Below are 19,184 nucleotides of genomic sequence, written 5' to 3' on the forward strand. Positions count from 1 at the left end.
TGTTTTAGATCAACAACAAGCCGGGTATGTGGTTAACCACAATAGAGTATACCCCGTCACGATTTTTACACTGTAAATCATTGAGATTCTTTATTCATCACACGCAAATCAACGGCGTGACCAATGTTTCGTTGTTGCATCGTGACGGGAGAAAATATGGACAGCAGTAAACGGCAGTTTCTCCAGCAACTGGGCGTCCTGACCGCTGGCGCATCACTGGTACCGCTGGCTCAGGCACAATTTCCCTTTTCGCCTGAACGCCATGAAGGCTCACAACAGCATCGCTACGCCATGCTGGTTGACCTGCGACGCTGTATTGGCTGCCAGGCCTGTACCGTCAGTTGCGCCATTGAAAATCAGACACCACAGGGCGAATTTCGTACCCTCGTCAACCAGTATCAAGTACAGATTGAAGGTCAGCAAAGCGTCACCAACGTCCTGCTGCCACGACTGTGCAACCATTGTGATAATCCCCCTTGCGTGCCCGTTTGCCCGGTACAGGCCACTTTCCAACGCGAAGACGGCATCGTAGTGGTCGACAACACACGCTGCGTTGGCTGCGCCTATTGCGTGCAGGCCTGCCCTTATGATGCGCGATTCATCAACCATGAAACGCAAACCGCCGATAAATGTACCTTCTGCGTTCACCGCCTCGAAGCGGGGCTGCTTCCGGCCTGTGTAGAATCCTGCGTCGGCGGCGCGCGCATCATTGGTGATATTAAAGATCCACACAGCCGCATTTCACAAATGCTGCATGAACACCATGACACCATCAAAGTCCTGAAGCCGGAAAGCGGTACGTCTCCTCACGTGTTCTATCTGGGACTGGATGAGGCATTTGTCACCCCATTGATTGGACGTACTCAACCCGCTCTCTGGCAGGAGGTTTAAATGAACCATTCACTAATTATCGACGAGGTTCTGGCCCATCCCCAGGACGTAAGCTGGTTACCCTGGGCCGTACAATATTTCTTTTTCATCGGCATTGCCGCTTGCGCCGCACTGTTTGCCTGCGTTCTCCACTGGCGCAAAAAAGAAACGGCAGATCTGGAGAATCTGACGCTGTTAATCGCCCTGACCTGCGCGATTACCGCACCGCTGGCGCTGACCGCTGATCTACACCAAACCGCCCGCGTCTGGCATTTCTATGCGTATCCGACGCCCTGGTCCTGGATGCCGTGGGGCGCACTGTTCTTACCGCTGTTTACCGGTTTTTTAGGTCTGTGGTTTCTGGCGCAGCACGTTAAACGGCTAACGCTAAAAAGTTACAACGTCACAAAATGGTTGGCACTTGGTAGCTCGCTGTCCGCCATCGGATTGCTGGTTTACACCGGCCGTGAAGTGTCGGTGGTGCAGGCGCGGCCCATCTGGTTCAGTTACGCCTTTCCGGTTGCGATGTTCCTCAGCGCGCTGCAAACGTTTCTTGCCCTGCTTATTGCCACGACAAATAACAAGGACGTACTGCCGCGTAAGCTAGCGTGGGGGCAAATGGTCACGTTGATCGCACTGGCTATCGTGGTGTTGATCTGGGCGAGCGGTAATACGCTTTCCGGTTCGGCTATCCGCCAATGGCTGGATGTGGCTTCTTCAGCACAACACTACGCTATCGGTTGGGTTGCGTTATGGCTTGTTTCACTTGTTCTTTGCGGGTTGGTTGTACGTTACCCCTTGTCGCTACCGCTGCGCATATTACTCGCTTTTAGCGCCATGGCGCTGTGCTGGCTAATGCGCTGGACGTTACTCATCCAGGTGCAGACCGTACCGAAATTTAACGCGCAGTTTAATCCCTACACCCTGCCCGGCGGCACCGATGGCTGGCTGGCCATTGTGGGTACTTTCGGCCTGTGGATAGCACTGATTATTATTGTTCGTGAAGCCCTGAACGCGATCGGAAGGAGAATGCAACATGGCTAATTTAACCCGTCGTCAGTGGCTTAAAGTGGGCCTTGCCGTAGGTGGCATGGTGACTTTTGGCCTGAGTTATCGGGATGTGGCAAAGCGCGCGATAGACGGTTTGCTAGACGGAACCTCGGGCAAAATTACCCGTGACCGCATCTTTGCAAACGCGCTCATCCCTGAAGCCAACGCCCGGCCGCACTGGCAGCAAAACCCGCAGCAGGTGATCTCAATGACACAGTGTTTTGGTTGCTGGACGCAGTGTGGCGTGCGGGTTCGCGTTGACACTGAGCAAGGCAAGGTGCTGCGCATTGCGGGCAACCCTTATCATCCGTTGTCGCACGAGCACCATATAGACGCCTCCGTCCCCTTTACCACGGCAATGGAACAGTTGGCCGGGGAGTCAGGTCTTGACGCACGTTCCACCGCCTGCGCCCGTGGTGCAACTTTACTCGAAGGTCTATACAGCCCGTTACGTATTCTGGAGCCCATGAAGCGCGTCGGTAAGCGCGGTGAGGGAAAATGGCAGCGCATCAGCTTCGAACAGCTGATCAAAGAGGTGGTGGAAGGCGGAGATCTGTTTGGTGAAGGCCACGTTGATGGTCTGAGAGCCATCTACGATCCCGCTACACCGCTTGATGCGAAACATCCCGGCTTTGGCCCAAAATCCAATCAACTGCTGGTCACTAATACCAGCGATGAAGGACGTGATACCTTTCTACGTCGCTTCGCACTGAACAGTTTCGGCAGTAAAAATTTCGGTGCTCATGGCGCTTACTGCGGTCTGGCCTATCGGGCCGGTTCCGGCGCGTTAATGGGCGATCTGGATAAAAATACCCACGTGAAACCCGACTGGGATAACGTCGAATTCGCGCTGTTTATGGGCACCTCTCCGGCGCAATCCGGCAACCCGTTTAAGCGCCAGGCCCGCCAGTTGGCCAGCGCCCGTTTACGTGACGACTTCCGCTATGTTGTGGTAGCGCCCGCCCTGCCATTAACCACGGTGCTGGCTGACGATCGCGGCCACTGGCAGCCCGTACGACCGGGAAGCGACTCCGCGCTGGCGATGGGGATGATAAGCTGGATTATCGATAAACAACGCTATAACGCTGATTATCTCGCCATTCCCGGCGTGCAGGCCATGCAGCAGGCAGGAGAAAAAAGCTGGACTAACGCCACTCATCTTGTGATTACCGATGAAATTCCAACGCTTGCCGGACAACACCTGACCCTCGCCCATCTGAGCACAAACGCCGCCCAGGAGCCGGTGGTCGTCAACGAGGCCGGTGAGATTGTCGCCGCCAACAGTTGCCCGCGTGCGCAACTGTTTGTTACCCGCGAGGTGACGCTGGCTGACGGGCAGACGGTAACGGTAAAAAGCAGTTTCCAGTGTCTGCGAGAGTCCGCAGAGAAACTGTCGCTAACGCAGTACAGCCAGCAGTGTGGGGTGTCAGAAGCAGACATTGGCGCTCTGGCCGACGCATTCACCCGCCACGGACGTAAAGCGGCAGTAATTACGCACGGTGGAATGATGGCAGGCAATGGATTTTATAATGCCTGGTCGGTAATGATGCTCAATGCGCTGATTGGCAACCTCAGTCTTGAAGGCGGTGTGTTTGTTGGTGGCGGCAAATTCAATGGTGCCACCGACGGTCCGCGCTACAACATGGACAGCTTCGCCGGGAAGGTAAAGCCGAAAGGGTTAAGCATCGCGCGCAGTAAAACCGCTTATGAGTCTTCCGAAGAGTACCGCAATAAGGTAGCTGCCGGACAATCCCCCTTCCCGGCTAAGGCCCCTTGGTATCCGTTTGTCGCAGGTCAGCTTACCGAACTCCTCGTCTCAGCGCTTGAAGGTTACCCTTATCCGCTGAAAGCCTGGATCTCAAACATGACCAACCCGTTTTACGGCATTGCGGGATTACGTGGCGTGGCGGAAGAAAAGCTCAAGGATCCTGCTCGCTTGCCGCTGTTTATCGCGATTGACGCCTTTATGAACGAAACCACGGCGCTGGCAGATTACATCGTGCCGGATACCCACAACTTCGAAAGCTGGGGATTTAGCGCTCCGTGGGCAGGCGTGGCCAGCAAAGCCACCACCGCGCGTTGGCCTGTCGTCAGACCTGCGACCAGCCTCACGGCTGACGGTCAATCGGCCTCGATGGAATCTTTCTGTATCGCAGTGGCAAAGCGCATTGGGCTACCTGGATTCGGCGACAATGCGATTACCGATCCGCAAGGTAATCACTATCCGTTGAATCGTGCGGAAGATTACTACCTGCGCCTCGCCGCCAATATTGCGTTTATGGGCAAAGCCCCGGTTGCAGAGGCACAGCCGGAAGACATAGCGCTGACCGGAGTACAGCGGATCATGCCTGTGATGACCCAAACGCTGAAACCCGATGAAATCAGCCGAGTTGCGTTTATCTACTCCCGCGGCGGGCGCTTTGCGCCGGACATCAGCGGACGAGTTGATAACCGCGTCGGCAATGCCTGGGAAAAACCGCTCCAAATCTGGAATGCGAACGTCGCCGCGCACCGTCATGCAATTACCGGCGAGCGCTACAGCGGTTGCCCGGCCTGGTATCCTTCACGTCTGTCTGATGGACGTGCGGTCGAGGAGTTGTTCCCGGAACAAGAGTGGCCGTTGAAACTGATTTCCTTTAAATCCAATACCATGTCCAGCGCCACGGCGGTTATCCCACGCCTTCATCATCTGAAACCGGTTAATCTGGTGGCGCTCAATCCGCAGGATGGTCAGCGGTATGGTTTAGCACATGGCGATATCGTGCGTATCACCACCCCTGGCGGTCAGGCGCAAGCGCAGATAAGTCTGCTGCATGGCGTCATGCCGGGTGTCATCGCCATTGAACACGGTTACGGGCATAAAGAGATGGGCGCAGCTCAGCATACGCTCGACGGCAAGCCAATGGCATTTGATGCACAGATAAAGTCAGGGATTAATCTCAATGATTTGGGCTTTGCGGATCCTACCCGGCAGGTTGCCAATACCTGGCTTGACTGGGTGTCGGGTGCGTCGGTGCGTCAGGGGTTGCCAGCGAGAATTGAGCGAGTGTAGTTCTGCGTGAACGCGTTTTACCCGGCCTACAAGACGTCGTAGGCCGGATAAGGCACTGCCGCCACTCGGCAAAAAGCGGATCAGTTATTAACCGGGATCACCGCGCCTTTATATTTGGTACGGATCCAGTCCTGGATTTCTTTGGAGTGCAGGACATCGACCAATGCGACGATATCCTTCTTCTTCTCGTCGCCACGATGCACGGTAATGATGTTGGCATACGGGTTGTTTTCACCACTTTCAACGGCAATCGGATCTTTCACCGGATCCAGCCCGGCGTCGATGGCGTAGTTGGCGTTAATCACCACCGCATCGCCTTCGTCGTTGTTATACATCTGCGGTAACAGCGCGGCTTCCACGTTTGGCAGGAACTTCAGTTTTTTCGGATTTTCGACGATATCGCTAATGCGCGCGGTTACTTTATCCACGCCCGGCTTAAGCTTAATAACACCCTCTTTTTCGAAGATCGACAGAATACGGCCTTCCTCAGATACCGCATCGCGCATGATGACTTTGCCGCCTTCCGGTAGATCTTTCAGCGATTTCACTTTTTTCGAATAGATACCAATTGGCTCAATGTGAATTGCTCCGGCGCTGACGAAGTCATACGTTTTATCGCCCGCATGATCTTTTATCACACTGTTCAGGTACGGAATATGCTGGAAGTAGTTAGCGTCAATCTCACGACCAGCCAGCGCGGTGTTCGGCAGAATGTAATCCTGGAACGGTTTAATCTCCAGATCGATCCCCTGTTTCGCCAGAATCGGTTTGGCCTGTTCAAGGATCTCCGCGTGCGGCACGTTAGACGCACCAACGGTCAGAGTGTCTGCCCAGGAGGCAAAGCTCAGGGCGCTTAAGGTTGCTGCGGCGAGTAACGTCAGTGATTTTTTCATGATAATGGTTTCCGTATTTTATTAGCGTTTATCTAACAGAGAGGTGATCACATCGCCGCAAAGCTGGATGATGAAGACAATGAGCAAAATCGTCACCGTCGCCACCAGCGTGACGTCGCTGTGGTTGCGCTGGAATCCTTCCAGATAGGCCAAATTCCCTAAACCACCGGCACCAATTACCCCTGCCATCGCGCTGTAGCTAACCAGCGCAATTAGCGTCACGGTGATCCCGGACACCAGAGCAGGAGAGGATTCCGGCAGTAAAACCCGAAAAATAAGCGTGCTCAGCCGTGCGCCCATCGAACGTGTCGCTTCAATAACGCCTTTATCCACTTCACGCAGAGCGATTTCGACCAGACGAGCATAAAACGGCGCAGCACCGACGATCAGCGCAGGCAACGCGGCATTGGCGCCGAGAATGGTGCCTACCATCGCTTTGGTAAACGGGATCAGCAGCACGATCAAAATGATGAATGGGATTGAACGAAAGATATTCACCACCAGCGAAATAGCGCTATATACCGCTCGGTTGGGGAACAATCCGCCGCGCGCGGTCAGGAACAATGCCAGACCAAGCGCGATGCCCAGAATAAAGGTCGCAGCACCCGAAAGGGCTGTCATATACAGCGTTTCCTGGGTTGCCGCTAACAGTTGCTCCCACTTCAGATGGGGAAACAGTTCTTCAGCCATGTTGAATCACCTCGCCTTCAATGTCGCTCTGGCGCAGGTCGGCCAAAATATTGTTCAATTGTTCCTCAGAGGCCACCACGTGCACCCAAAGTTGACCAAACACACCGTGTGCGGTTTGCGTCATTTTGCCGTGCAAGATATTGAATGGCAGCCCATAGCGCAGGGTCAACTCGCCAACCACAGGCCGGTGCGTGCGTTGCCCGGTAAACGTAAGCTTGATAACTACGCCGCCAAGCTCGCTTGCCAACTGCGGATTAAACTCGTCTTCCTCGGTGTACTGGCTCACCTGACGAACGAACTGTCGGGTGATCGGCTGCTGTGGATGGGTAAAGACGCTGAGTACGTCGCCTTCCTCAACAACTTTGCCATTTTCCATTACCGCCACGCGATCGCAGATTTTGCGTACTACGTGCATTTCATGAGTGATCAGCACAATGGTCAATTTGAAGCGACGGTTAATATCGAGGAGTAAATCGAGGATCTGATCGGTAGTTTGCGGATCCAGCGCCGAGGTGGCTTCGTCACACAGCAGGACATCCGGATTGTTCGCCAGCGCGCGGGCAATTCCTACACGCTGTTTTTGCCCACCGCTGAGCTGGGACGGATACGCATTTTCACGACCGCTCAGCCCAACCAGCGTAATCAGTTCAGCAACCCGCTGTTTGATGGACGCTTTGGACGCGCCAGCGATTTGCATAGAGAAAGCAATATTTTCGCTAACGGTCCGTGACCACAGCAAATTGAAGTGTTGAAACACCATGCTGATTTTCAGTCGTGCCTGGCGTAACGATTCCCCGCGGGCGGCAGAGATATCGTGGCCGTTAATCGTCACGCTGCCGGAGGTCGGTTTTTCCAGCCCATTAAGCAAACGAATTAAGGTGCTTTTGCCTGCCCCGCTGTAACCAATAATGCCGTAAATCTGTCCCTGTTCAACCGTCAGGTTGACGTCATCGACAGCGGTAATGGCAAGCCTGCCTGGCGTAAACACTTTCGAAATATTTTTCAGGACAATCATGTCGTTTGGGTATCCGCTGCTGCTTATTGTTCTTCTGCTATCGCTTTTGGCTGTTTAGCAGTATGGATGTCCAAACGAGTGTAATCAGCGGAATGGTCTTTTAAAATGAATTAAAAAGTATTTGATATAACTTTTAGAAATATGTCTTTGTGGGTAACGGAATGCGCGCAAAATACAGGCATCGGGATGGCGCTTACAGCGTGTTGCGCAACAAACCACGGCTGCAAACAACTGCTTTATCCATACACCTGAACAAATTAATGAATATTTTTTGTAAAACTGCACAGAAGTGTTTTGAAACGCTGTTTCCATTTTCCTTTTTGATAATTTTCAGCGTATAATGCGCGCCAATTGTCTCTTGAATGGTTTCAGCACATTGACCTGTAAAACTCAACGACTACAAAAATCACCATCCCGTTGGGCTGAAACACAAGCACACATTCCTCTGCACGCTCTTTCGATGTCACCTATCCTTAGAGCGAGGCATCACAACTTTCGTAACTCAGGTTTAGCTTCCCGTCCGTGCGCGGCGGGAGCCAGATTTCCATATCCTTCTCAACTTAAAGACTAAGACTGTCATGAAAAAGACGAAAATTGTTTGCACCATCGGTCCGAAAACCGAATCCGAAGAGATGTTAACCAAAATGCTGGACGCGGGCATGAACGTCATGCGTCTGAACTTCTCTCACGGCGACTATGCAGAACACGGTCAGCGCATCAAGAATTTGCGCAACGTCATGAGCAAAACCGGCAAGAAAGCAGCAATCCTGCTCGACACCAAAGGTCCGGAAATCCGTACCATCAAACTGGAAGGCGGTAACGACGTTTCCCTGAAAGCAGGCCAGACCTTCACCTTCACCACCGACAAATCTGTCGTAGGCAACAACGAAATCGTTGCTGTTACTTATGAAGGCTTCACGAAAGATCTGTCCGTCGGCAACACCGTTCTGGTTGACGATGGTCTGATCGGCATGGAAGTTACCGCCATCGAAGGTAACAAAGTTATCTGTAAAGTGCTGAACAACGGCGACTTGGGCGAAAACAAAGGTGTTAACCTGCCGGGCGTTTCCATCGCACTGCCAGCACTGGCTGAAAAAGACAAACAAGACCTGATCTTCGGTTGCGAGCAAGGCGTTGACTTCGTTGCAGCGTCCTTTATCCGTAAACGTTCTGACGTCGTTGAAATCCGTGAGCACCTGAAAGCGCACGGCGGCGAAAACATCCAGATCATCTCCAAAATCGAAAACCAGGAAGGCCTGAACAACTTCGACGAAATCCTCGAAGCGTCTGACGGCATCATGGTTGCGCGTGGCGATATGGGCGTTGAGATCCCGGTTGAAGAAGTTATCTTCGCGCAGAAAATGATCATCGAAAAATGTATCCGCGCACGTAAAGTCGTTATCACTGCGACCCAGATGCTGGATTCCATGATCAAAAACCCGCGTCCGACCCGTGCAGAAGCCGGTGACGTAGCGAACGCCATCCTCGACGGTACCGACGCAGTAATGCTGTCTGGCGAGTCAGCAAAAGGTAAATACCCGCTGGAAGCCGTTACCATCATGGCGACCATCTGTGAGCGTACTGACCGTGTGATGACCAGCCGTCTGGACTTCAACAACGACAGCCGCAAACTGCGCATCACCGAAGCCGTTTGCCGTGGCGCGGTTGAAACTGCTGAAAAACTGGACGCGCCGCTGATCGTCGTCGCAACCCAGGGTGGTAAATCTGCTCGTGCAGTACGTAAATACTTCCCGGATGCTACCATCCTGGCGCTGACCACCAACGAAACTACCGCGCGTCAGCTGGTGCTGAGCAAAGGCGTTGTTGCACAGGTGGTTAAAGAAATCAGCTCTACCGATGATTTCTATCGCCTGGGTAAAGAAGTCGCTCTGGAAAGCGGTCTGGCTCAGAAAGGTGACGTTGTGGTTATGGTTTCTGGTGCACTGGTTCCGAGCGGCACCACCAACACCGCATCCGTTCACGTGCTGTAATAATTCCATCGCGAATTAATTTGCTTAAAAAAGCGCCCTGGTGGCGCTTTTTTTATTTAATCGATAGCCACAATTAATAAAAAATCAAATCGGATTTCGCTATCTAATCCGTGATTATCTAAGATGAATCCGATGGAAGCTTTCTGTTTTCACTCGGTTTTTTAGCCGTTTTTGCACAATTCGATGCTTCTTTGAGCGAACGATCAAAAATAAGTGCATTCCCATCAAAAAAATATTCTCAACATAAAAAACTTTGTGTAATACTTGTAACGCTACATGGAGATTAACTCAATCTAGAGGGTATTAATAATGAATCGTACTAAACTGGTACTGGGCGCGGTAATCCTGGGTTCTACTCTGCTGGCAGGTTGCTCCAGCAACGCTAAAATCGATCAGCTGTCTTCTGACGTTCAGACTCTGAACGCTAAAGTTGACCAGCTGAGCAACGACGTGAACGCAATGCGTTCCGACGTTCAGGCTGCTAAAGATGACGCAGCTCGCGCTAACCAGCGTCTGGACAACGCAGCTACTAAATACCGCAAGTAATAGTATCTGTGTAATAAAAATGGCGCACATTGTGCGCCATTTTTTTTGCTCTGAATTCCCCTTCCCTGTTATTGCGTAGCGCGCACCTCAGCATCTTCTCCCGGCACACCATTTTGCGCAGACTTCACTTCTGGCCCATTGCTCGCGACCGATGCTTGCCCGGCAGTGACGGTGACCGGATAACCTGCACGACGATACAACGCCCTTTCCACCAGACTGTTATCCACCGCTTTATTGTCTTTAAACTGGGTAAAGCCGGCTGGTAACACATACGGCATGGTCTGGACGTTTTGTTCCTCTTCAGGCGACAGCGGTCGATGCACTTCGACATACCTCATGCCGTTCGGCCCTATCGAATATTTTATCGGCTCATTAATCACCCTGACCGGCGTGCCTGTGCGGACCTGAGCAAACAACGCTTTGATATCCGGCGCGTTCATGCGAATACACCCAGAACTCACTCGCAGGCCCACGCTGTCCGGCGCGCTGGTGCCATGAATCAGATATTCACCGTTTCCATGCGCCAGACGCAGTGCAAAGCGTCCTAACGGGTTATTTGGTCCGGCAGGTACAACAGGCGGTAATGTGATGCCGCGCTCCAGAGAGCGTTTACGGATGCCTGGTGTAGGGGTCCAGGTTGGATTCGGGATTTTCTGCCCAACCCGGGTTTCCATTACCGGCGTTTCCAGCCCCTGCAAACCGATACCAATCGGGAATACCTGAACAATATTCTCTCCCGGCGGGAAGTAATACAGACGCAATTCCGCCAGATTCACAATAATGCCTTCGCGTGGTGCATCCGGTAGCAGTAATTGTGAGGGAATAGTGATCAGCGTTCCGGGTTTAGGTACGGGGGCAATAGTATTGTTGGCTTCAAGGATCAGCATTGCAGCGGTATCAAACTTACGGGCTATCGCCTGTAGGTTTTTATCGCCTTCCTGCACGGTGTAGGTTTGGTTTTGCCCAACAAGGCGGCTGTTCGCCTGGGGCAAAGGATAATCGACCGCCCATGCGGCCTGAATAGCGCTGTAGGCGCCGATTAGCATTAACGTAATAACAGACGCGCGTTTCATACTCACTCACCCCCCTGGCGTTCTTGCCGGACAGCGGCGAGCGCCCGATCCGGCCTACGAGTCACTGCGTTGCCTTACACGAACGCTTTCAAGTCGGTCTGAAAGTTGACGTGTTTTATCAGTTTAGCTAAGAGTTGCGGCTTTGGCGCGAATAGCCCGAATCATCGCCTCCAGCCCTTGTGAACGAGACGGTGTGAGATGCTGTGCGAGCGCCATTTTTTCAAACCACGGGCGCACATCAAAATTCACAATATCCTGAGCCGTCATGCGATCATACAAAATGAATACCACGGCAATAAGCCCTTTCACAATTGCCGCATCACTGTCGCCCTGTAATTCAATAATCCCTTCGCCATTCTGACGCATAACAATCCATACCTGGCTTTGGCATCCCTGAATGCTATTTTCCGGGCAGCGTAAGTCATCGTTTAGTTCCGGCAAACGCTGACCCAGTTCAATAATGTACAGGTATTTCTCTTCCCAATTAGCGCAACGCAGAAAATTACGCAACAACTTTTCTTTATCCGGTAGCGCAGCCATAACGCCTCCCTGTTAGCCCAGTAAATGGTGAATACGCTTGAGGCCCGTTACCAGGCGATCCACTTCTTCATGGGTGTTATACATTGCAATCGACGCCCGGCACATCGCGGGAACGTTATAATAGGCCATCAGCGGCATTGCGCAGTGATGCCCCGTCCGCACGGCGATGCCATAGTTATCGAGAAAACTCCCGACGTCATAGGCGTGATGCTTGCCGAGGTTGAATGCAATCACACCCAGACGGTTACCCGGTCCGTAGATTGTTAAATCCGGCACATCCGCCAGCTGTTCCAACGCATAGCGCATCATGAACTGTTCATATTCGCTGATTTCAGTCAGCCCCAGCGCTGAAACATATTCAATAGCCGCGCCGAGTCCGATAATTCCCCCGGTGTTTGGCGTTCCGGCTTCAAACCGCCAGGGCGCTTTGGCCCACGTCGTTCCCTGACTCAAACTCACCGTCGCAATCATTGAACCACCGCCTTCCCACGGCGGCATCTCCTGCAGCAGCGACTCTCTGGCATACAGAACGCCAATACCGGTTGGACCGTAAAGTTTATGCCCGGAGAAAACATAAAAATCGCAATCCAGCGCCTGCACATCCACCTGATGATGCATCACCGCCTGCGCACCATCCACCAGCACTTTCGCGCCGTATTGATGCGCCAGCGCGATCATCTCACCCAACGGGTTTTCCGTGCCCAGCACGTTAGATACGTGGGTAATCGCCAACAGCTTCGTGCGATCGTCAAACAGCGTCGGCAGCGTTTCCAACTGCAACGTACCATCGGCATTGAGCGGGATAACGCGCAGTTCTGCACCTACGCGGGCACACAGCATCTGCCAGGGCACAATATTGGCATGGTGCTCCATTTCGCTGATGATAATGTTATCGCCCGCCCGCACATTGCTGCTGCCCCAGCTGTTCGCCACCAAGTTGATGCCCTCCGTCGTACCGCGAACAAACACCAGCTCTTCGGCGGAGCGGGCGTTAATAAACAGCGAAGCGAGCTTGCGCACATTCTCCATTTTTTCCGTAGCCTGAGCGCTCAGCGTATGGATACCGCGGTGGACCGCCGCATAGCCGTGACGGTAGAACTCGGCTTCGGCATCAATCACCTGGTTCGGCTTTTGCGCGCTCGCGGCGCTATCCAGATACGCCAACGGTAAACCATTCACTTCACGCGTCAGAACCGGAAAATCGGCCCGCACTTTTTCAATGGGAAATGTCATGCTACGCCTCCCGGCAAGCGTTGGGCGATCCGTGCCAGTACCTGTTGTTTCAGCGTTTCCTCGCCCAGGGCTTCCGTTAGCTCAGCGGCAAACGCATAGAGAATCATTTGTTGGGCATCTTGCTGGCCGATCCCGCGCGAACGCAAATAGAACATCTGCTCGTCGTCGATCCGCCCTACCGTCGCCCCGTGACTGCATTTCACGTCGTCGGCATAGATTTCAAGCTGCGGCTTGGTATCCACTTCCGCCAGTTTACCAAGCAGCAAATTATTGTTGGTCATCTGGCCATCGGTTTTAATAGCGTGTTGAGCGACGTTGATCAGGCCATTGAATACCGCCCGCCCCTTATCGCTGACGATCGTTTTATGCAGCTGGCGGCTGTTGCAATATCCTTTGTTATGCTCAAGCCAGGTGCGGGTGTCGCAGACTTCATTTTTCACCGGCATTGCCAGGCTGTTGAGCCGAAGCGTGGTGTTTTCGCCGTTAAGCTGGGTGCTGGTGTTATGACGCAGCACCGCATCACCGAGTAAAAAACTGTGGCTGGCGGCCGTGGCATCCGCCCCCAATTGAATGTCATTATGCGCGAAATGGTGGCTCTGTGAGTTCTCAAACGCCAGTTTGATGTGGCGCAAGTGCGCATTCGCCGCGACATTCATGGTTAAACGTGCGCCGGTGAAATGGCGAAGCTCGCTGAGGCTGACATAGTGTTCAATAACGGTGGCTTCTGCGCCTTCCGCCAGCTCCAAATGGTGGCGATAGTGCGCCGTGTTCACCTCATCGCCCGCCAGCCCCTGGGTAATGTGCAGCAGCAGCAGCGGTTTCGCTGGGCGCTGGTTACGCTTCACCTGAATGTGAGTGACGCTACGCGACAGGCTTTCGGTCAGGTGCAGAAACACTTCCGGTTGGATAGCCGCTGGCAACATCTGGCGCGCATCGTCAATGGTAATGTCAAAACCACTACCTTTCGCTCTGTCGCTCAGCGTTGGAGAGAATTGCCCGTCGACAAATACCAGTCGTATGGCATCAATTGCCGGCGCTAACGCTTCACACTGGGCTGACGTTATCTCAGAGACATGACTGACAAACTGGCTATTGGTTAACCCCTCCAGCGGCGTGTATTTCCAGTCCTCATGCTTACGCGTTGGTAGCCCCAGACGCAGCATCTGCTGCAGATGCTGCTGGGCATGTTGCGAGCGCGTCTCACCTTGCGTTTCAAACAGATGGTGCCACTGTTGCAGCACGTTACTGCTGTTCGCTAAGCCAGCCATAACCTTGCTCCTCAAGTTGTTTGACCAGCGTAAAATCACCGGACTTCACTATTCGCCCCTGGTAGAGAACGTGAACATAATCGGGTTTGATATAGTCCAGAATGCGTTGATAATGGGTGACGATAATGAATGAGCGTTGCCCGTCGCGTAGTGAGTTCACGCCGTCGGCGACGATTTTCAGCGCATCGATATCCAGCCCGGAGTCCGACTCATCCAGAATGCACAACTGAGGCTCCAGCACCGCCATTTGCAATATGTCATTACGCTTTTTCTCACCGCCGGAGAAACCAACGTTGACCGAACGCGTGAGCAAATCTTCCGGCATCTTCAGCAACGCAATTTTTTCTTCCATCAGATCCTGGAAGTCAAACCTGTCCAGCGACTCTTCGCCACGGTAGGTGCGCACCGCATTCAGTGCCGTTTGCAGGAAAAACTGATTACTGACGCCGGGGATTTCCACCGGATACTGGAATGCCATAAAGATCCCTTCACCGGCCCGGTCTTCCGGTGACAGTTCAAGTAAATCCTTACCGTTGAATTCTACCGTCCCGCCGGTGACTTCATAGTCATCACGTCCGGCCAGGGTGGCGGAAAGCGTACTTTTCCCGGAACCATTTGGCCCCATAATGGAGTGCACTTCTCCGGGGCGAATTTCAAGACTCAGCCCACGCAGGATCGCCTTATCTTCCACACTGACCTGTAAATCTTTGATGCTTAACATGTGCTTTCCTTAAATTTTAACCGACGCTGTGTTCAAGACTTATGGCGAGAAGTTTTTGCGCTTCCACGGCAAATTCCAGCGGCAGTTCAGAGAACACGTCTTTACAGAAACCATTCACGATCATCGAAATGGCATCCTCTTCGCTGATACCGCGCTGCAGGCAGTAAAACAGCTGATCTTCGCCAATGCGCGACGTCGTGGCTTCGTGCTCGAGCTGGGCGCTGTTGTTACGACACTCCACATATGGGAATGTGTGCGCTCCGCAATCCGCCCCGATCAGCATCGAGTCACATTGGGTATAGTTGCGGGCGTTGGTGGCGGTCGGCATGATTTTCACTAAACCGCGATAGCTGTTCTGGCTGTGTCCGGCGGAGATCCCTTTCGAGATAATGGTCGATTTGGTGTTTTTACCGATGTGGATCATCTTGGTGCCTGTATCGGCCTGCTGATGACCACTGGTCAGGGCCACGGAGTAGAATTCGCCGATAGAGTTGTCGCCACGCAAAATGCAACTTGGGTATTTCCAGGTAATGGCCGAGCCGGTTTCCGACTGCGTCCATGACATTTTGCTGTTTTCACCTTCGCACAGAGCGCGCTTGGTGACGAAGTTCAAAATGCCGCCGGTGTTACCATCCCCGGGGAACCAGTTTTGCACCGTCGAGTATTTCACTTCGGCATCTTTGTGGATGATGACTTCTACCACCGCCGCATGCAGCTGGTAGCTGTCGCGCACCGGAGCCGAACAGCCTTCGATATAGCTGACGTAGCTGCCCTCATCCGCGACCAGAATAGTGCGTTCAAACTGCCCGGTTTTCTCCGCATTGATACGGAAATAAGTCGACAGTTCCATTGGGCAACGTACACCTTTTGGTACATAAATAAAGGTGCCGTCGGAGGCCACCGCCGCATTCAGCGCGGCAAAGAAGTTGTCATTACCCGGAACCACTGTGCCCAGATATTGTTTTACCAGCTCAGGATGATCGTGAATCGCCTCACCGAACGAACAGAAAATAATGCCCTGTTCCGCCAGTTTGTCGCGATAGGTGGTCGCCACCGATACCGAGTCAAAAATAGCATCAACCGCCACCTCTTTGCCTTCACGGACCGGTACGCCAAGCTGTTCAAAGGCATCCTCAACCTCTTTGCTTAAAAACGCATTCGCCCCCGTTTGCTGCACCGCTCCCGGCTCAGATGCGCAGGTTTCATCGCAGTTACCGCAGGACGGTGCGGAATAGTAGCTATACTCCTGATAATTCAGCTTGTCGTAGTGCGCTTTTAGCCAGTGCGGCTCTTCCATGGTCAGCCATGCCTGAAAGGCATTCAGGCGGAATTCCAGCATCCAGTCGGGTTCATTACGTTTTGCCGAAATCGCGCGCACGACCTCTTCGTTGATCCCTTTCGCCAGCTCATCGGTTTGCAGTTGGGTGAAGAAGCCCTCTTTGTAATTAAGGTGCCCACCAGCCCAGGTGTTGACATCGTCAGTTGCTTCAGTATTACGAGACATAGTACCGCCTATACCCCAAAACTTTCGCCACAGCCGCATTCGTTCTGGGCTTTCGGGTTATGAAATTTAAATAACTGATTTAATCCTTCGCGAACGAAATCGACTTCTGTGCCGTCGATGAACGGCATCGCCTGTAAAGGCACATACAGTCTGGCGCCATCCGTTTCAAACAGGAGATCGTCTTTTTGGGCCTCGCGCACGGTATCCAGCACGTAGCCGAATCCCGCGCATCCCGTTTGCTTCACGCCCAGGCGTACGCCCAACATGTCGGGTTGCTTTGCCACCAGTTCACGGATATGCGCCGCAGCCGCAGGTGTTAACGTCAGTCCACGCCAGGCAAAATCGTCCGGGTTAAATGTTCCTGAATGCAATTCCATAGGGTTACCTCGAGTCACTAGCTTTTAAGCTATAACAACATGTTAGTGATAATGATTATCACTTCAACCCCTCAACAGCAGGGGCATTCGGGTTAACCGCCCTTTTTGACTGCTTTTACTAAGCATAGACCCTGCAGCGAGGGTTTACAGGAATGGAATTATTTGTTCAATACATTGATTAATAATGGATTATAGAAATCTAATCGTTCTGACAGGTCAAACATCAAAAGATGTATAGAAAATGACTATTTCTGTGATAGCAGAGGTAACTACCTCTACCAGGCGAAACCCAACCAGGGAGTTATCAGGGGGTGAGTTTCGAAGAGCAGTGAAAGGTAAAAGGATAAAAAGCTAACTGCTGACTTACCACCCATTTCCATTTTTCACTCGCCCATAGGCAGGTGTTATATTATTTTCAAGTTGGTAGATTATGGATAAAATAACATTCAAGTTATATCGTGTTATTTGATTGTGTTCTGTTGCAAAAGATGAATTAGTTTCCACAAGATTGAAATAATTATATTCTTGCAGAAGTTCTAAATTTGGCACGATCTCGACAGGAAACTGCTTATCATTTGGTGAGGTGAAAAGATAGATATTCGCAGTTTTACATTTATCCTTATAGATAACATCACGAAGCAGATTATCCAGCCTGGAGATATTCTCCGGTGAGATAGTGCCCATCATCTGTTGTCCGACCTGCGTCCAATATCCTTTTGCAACATAACTACCGATATAAAACTGAGGTACTGCTGTAATGATGTTCCGAATATTAAGCTTAATACCGTAATACATTGACATCGACCCACCTTTGGAAGCACCGAGAATCGTCGTGTTCGTAGGTTTTACAAAATCAATCACCCCCTGAATGAGCAGACTAACACCCTGCTCGATATCGAAATTCATATTATTACACAAGTAATAGGCTGGCAGACCGGCAAAATCATCTTTAATCCATAGAATTGCAGAATGGCAGTGATCAAGCATTATAAAGTCATAGATAGTAGCATCCGGGATATTAAATCCAGACATGACAATCAACAAATGCCGACAATCTCTTGAGGCAGGTTTGAACCGATAGTGAATCGGGATCTGATTTTTAAAATTGAAAACAAGATTCTCTACCATTCGCTAAACTCTGTTAACGTTTCAGGGCTTCCAGAACAGCTCACACAGTAACGGTTACCAAGGAATCTATTCTGCATTCTCTGTGCGGTATAAAGCGGTTATGATTCATTAAACTTAAATGTCACCACTGTAGATTCAATCTGTCAATGCAACACCCCTTTCAATTATCTCTTTCGGTGTTTTGAACTTCAGTGTCTTTCTCGGTCTGTTGTTTAGCTGAGCAGCAACCAGATCTAGTTCATGTTGAGTATATTGGGCAAGACATGTCTTTTTAGGAAAGTACTGCCGAATTAGCCCATTTGTGTTCTCATTTGTTCCCCGCTGCCAAGGACTCTGAGGATCGCAGAAGTAAACTTTAACGCCGGTGCTGACAGTAAATTCTAGATGTCTGGCCAGTTCCATTCCTCTGTCCCATGTCAGTGATTTTCTGAGTTCTGACGGTAAACTCAGGAATTTGTCGGTAAGAGCCTGATTTACTGAGACAGAATCTTTGCCCCTGAGTCTAAGGATGATCGTATAACGTGATTTTCGGTCTACAAGTGTGGCTATATGAGAGTTTTTTGTACCTGAGACTAAATCGCCCTCCCAATGCCCCAGAGAGCGTCTGTTATCGATATTTCGGGAACGTTCGTGAATTGGTGTTCCGTTCACTATGTTAATCGTACCTCTTTCGCCTTTGCGGGTATGACGCCTGCCATGGCGAAGGCTATGCGACCGTCGCAGATGCTGTATATTCAGGTGGTGTAGCGCTTCACGGCTACGAAAGTACAGCGTTTTATAAATTGTCTCAGGTGATATTCGCAGCGTTTTTTGACGTGGTTTTGTTCGCCTTAACCATCCTGATATTTGCTCTGGAGACCATTTCATCTCCAGCTTTTCCAGAACAAGCTTTCGCAATGGTAAATTTTGATCCAGTAAGCACGGTTTTGGCCTTTTCGCCATTCTGTTGGCTCGGTTATTAGCATCAACAGCTTTGTAATAGCGTCTGCCCCGATTACGCTGAACTTCACGTGAGATCGTCGAAGGACTGCGATTCAGCGCAGTAGCTATCGCACGAATGCTCATTTTGGCTGACAAACCAGCTCGTATCTCCTCGCGCTCAGACAGTGTCAGGTGAGCTACAGCCCGCTTACGCTCATGGGGTTTTATGCCGCCAGTATCCCTTAACATAGTGAAGATCGTTCCGGGTTTTGAACCCAGGATATTCGCTATTTCACTGAAGCCTGTTCCGTT

General features: G+C 51.7%; 18 protein-coding genes. 6 read left to right on the forward strand and 12 right to left on the reverse strand.

Going from position 1 to position 19,184, the window contains the following annotated elements; genetic code table 11:
- The first annotated feature begins 156 nt into the window (after positions 1–156).
- Genes ttrB through ttrA form a run of 3 tightly spaced genes read left to right on the forward strand, consistent with a single transcriptional unit; the run spans position 157 to position 4,972 of the window.
- A complete protein-coding gene (gene ttrB, locus OGV85_RS11250; RefSeq protein ID WP_032949168.1) occupies positions 157–891 on the forward strand; it encodes a tetrathionate reductase subunit TtrB in 735 nt (244 codons plus the stop codon).
- Positions 892–1,914, forward strand: a complete 1,023-nt coding sequence (gene ttrC / locus OGV85_RS11255) for a tetrathionate reductase subunit TtrC (protein ID WP_032949167.1) — start codon at positions 892–894, stop codon at positions 1,912–1,914.
- A complete protein-coding gene (gene ttrA, locus OGV85_RS11260; RefSeq protein ID WP_061548462.1) occupies positions 1,907–4,972 on the forward strand; it encodes a tetrathionate reductase subunit TtrA in 3,066 nt (1,021 codons plus the stop codon). The genes ttrC and ttrA overlap by 8 nt, the downstream gene beginning before the upstream one ends.
- Before the next feature lie 80 nt (positions 4,973–5,052).
- Here the strand turns inward: ttrA and OGV85_RS11265 are convergent, their stop codons facing one another.
- From OGV85_RS11265 to OGV85_RS11275, 3 genes are read right to left on the reverse strand one after another with little or no spacing between them, the layout of a single operon-like run.
- Complete coding sequence (locus OGV85_RS11265) at positions 5,053–5,865, reverse strand: MetQ/NlpA family ABC transporter substrate-binding protein (RefSeq protein WP_003029358.1); 813 nt, start codon at positions 5,863–5,865, stop codon at positions 5,053–5,055.
- A 21-nt stretch (positions 5,866–5,886) separates the two neighbouring features.
- Entirely contained in the window at positions 5,887–6,555 is a 669-nt protein-coding gene (locus OGV85_RS11270) for a methionine ABC transporter permease (RefSeq protein ID WP_003029361.1), read from the reverse strand.
- Entirely contained in the window at positions 6,548–7,570 is a 1,023-nt protein-coding gene (locus tag OGV85_RS11275; protein ID WP_048219006.1) for a methionine ABC transporter ATP-binding protein, read from the reverse strand. Before OGV85_RS11275 ends, OGV85_RS11270 begins: the two co-directional genes overlap by 8 nt.
- A gap of 340 nt (positions 7,571–7,910) precedes the next feature.
- Between OGV85_RS11275 and ynhH the strand changes: the two genes are divergently transcribed.
- From ynhH to lpp, 3 genes are all read left to right on the forward strand, one after another.
- Complete coding sequence (ynhH, locus tag OGV85_RS24550) at positions 7,911–8,141, forward strand: protein YnhH (RefSeq protein WP_418219450.1); 231 nt, start codon at positions 7,911–7,913, stop codon at positions 8,139–8,141.
- A 7-nt stretch (positions 8,142–8,148) separates the two neighbouring features.
- A complete protein-coding gene (gene pykF / locus OGV85_RS11280) occupies positions 8,149–9,561 on the forward strand; it encodes a pyruvate kinase PykF (protein WP_003029366.1) in 1,413 nt (470 codons plus the stop codon).
- Positions 9,562–9,870: 309 nt separating this feature from the next.
- Positions 9,871–10,107: a murein lipoprotein Lpp gene (gene lpp, locus OGV85_RS11285; RefSeq protein ID WP_003029373.1), complete on the forward strand. Its 237-nt coding sequence runs from the start codon at positions 9,871–9,873 to the stop codon at positions 10,105–10,107.
- Between the two features lie 68 nt (positions 10,108–10,175).
- On the opposite strand, the gene ldtE is transcribed toward lpp, so the two are convergent.
- From ldtE to OGV85_RS11330, 9 genes are all read right to left on the reverse strand, one after another.
- Positions 10,176–11,180 (reverse strand): L,D-transpeptidase LdtE, encoded by a 1,005-nt coding sequence (ldtE, locus tag OGV85_RS11290; RefSeq protein WP_286553561.1) that lies wholly within the window; start codon positions 11,178–11,180, stop codon positions 10,176–10,178.
- Between the two features lie 123 nt (positions 11,181–11,303).
- Positions 11,304–11,720: a cysteine desulfuration protein SufE gene (gene sufE, locus OGV85_RS11295; RefSeq protein WP_003029378.1), complete on the reverse strand. Its 417-nt coding sequence runs from the start codon at positions 11,718–11,720 to the stop codon at positions 11,304–11,306.
- Positions 11,721–11,732: 12 nt separating this feature from the next.
- A complete protein-coding gene (sufS, locus tag OGV85_RS11300; RefSeq protein WP_061548463.1) occupies positions 11,733–12,953 on the reverse strand; it encodes a cysteine desulfurase SufS in 1,221 nt (406 codons plus the stop codon).
- Complete coding sequence (gene sufD / locus OGV85_RS11305; protein WP_061548464.1) at positions 12,950–14,221, reverse strand: Fe-S cluster assembly protein SufD; 1,272 nt, start codon at positions 14,219–14,221, stop codon at positions 12,950–12,952. Before sufD ends, sufS begins: the two co-directional genes overlap by 4 nt.
- Positions 14,196–14,942, reverse strand: coding sequence for a Fe-S cluster assembly ATPase SufC (gene sufC / locus OGV85_RS11310; protein ID WP_061548465.1), 747 nt, complete (start codon positions 14,940–14,942; stop codon positions 14,196–14,198). Before sufC ends, sufD begins: the two co-directional genes overlap by 26 nt.
- Positions 14,943–14,958: 16 nt before the next feature.
- Complete coding sequence (gene sufB / locus OGV85_RS11315; protein WP_003029384.1) at positions 14,959–16,446, reverse strand: Fe-S cluster assembly protein SufB; 1,488 nt, start codon at positions 16,444–16,446, stop codon at positions 14,959–14,961.
- An 8-nt stretch (positions 16,447–16,454) separates the two neighbouring features.
- Positions 16,455–16,823: a Fe-S cluster assembly scaffold SufA gene (sufA, locus tag OGV85_RS11320; protein ID WP_003029385.1), complete on the reverse strand. Its 369-nt coding sequence runs from the start codon at positions 16,821–16,823 to the stop codon at positions 16,455–16,457.
- 363 nt (positions 16,824–17,186) lie between these two features.
- Positions 17,187–17,951, reverse strand: a complete 765-nt coding sequence (locus tag OGV85_RS11325) for a hypothetical protein (protein WP_061548466.1) — start codon at positions 17,949–17,951, stop codon at positions 17,187–17,189.
- Positions 17,952–18,086: 135 nt separating this feature from the next.
- A partial coding sequence (locus tag OGV85_RS11330) for an IS30-like element IS30 family transposase (RefSeq protein ID WP_074526864.1) occupies positions 18,087–19,184 on the reverse strand: 1,098 nt, incomplete at its 5' end.

Source organism: Citrobacter sp. Cf132 (genome assembly GCF_030333885.1).
Taxonomy (GTDB): Bacteria; Pseudomonadota; Gammaproteobacteria; order Enterobacterales; family Enterobacteriaceae; genus Citrobacter; species Citrobacter freundii.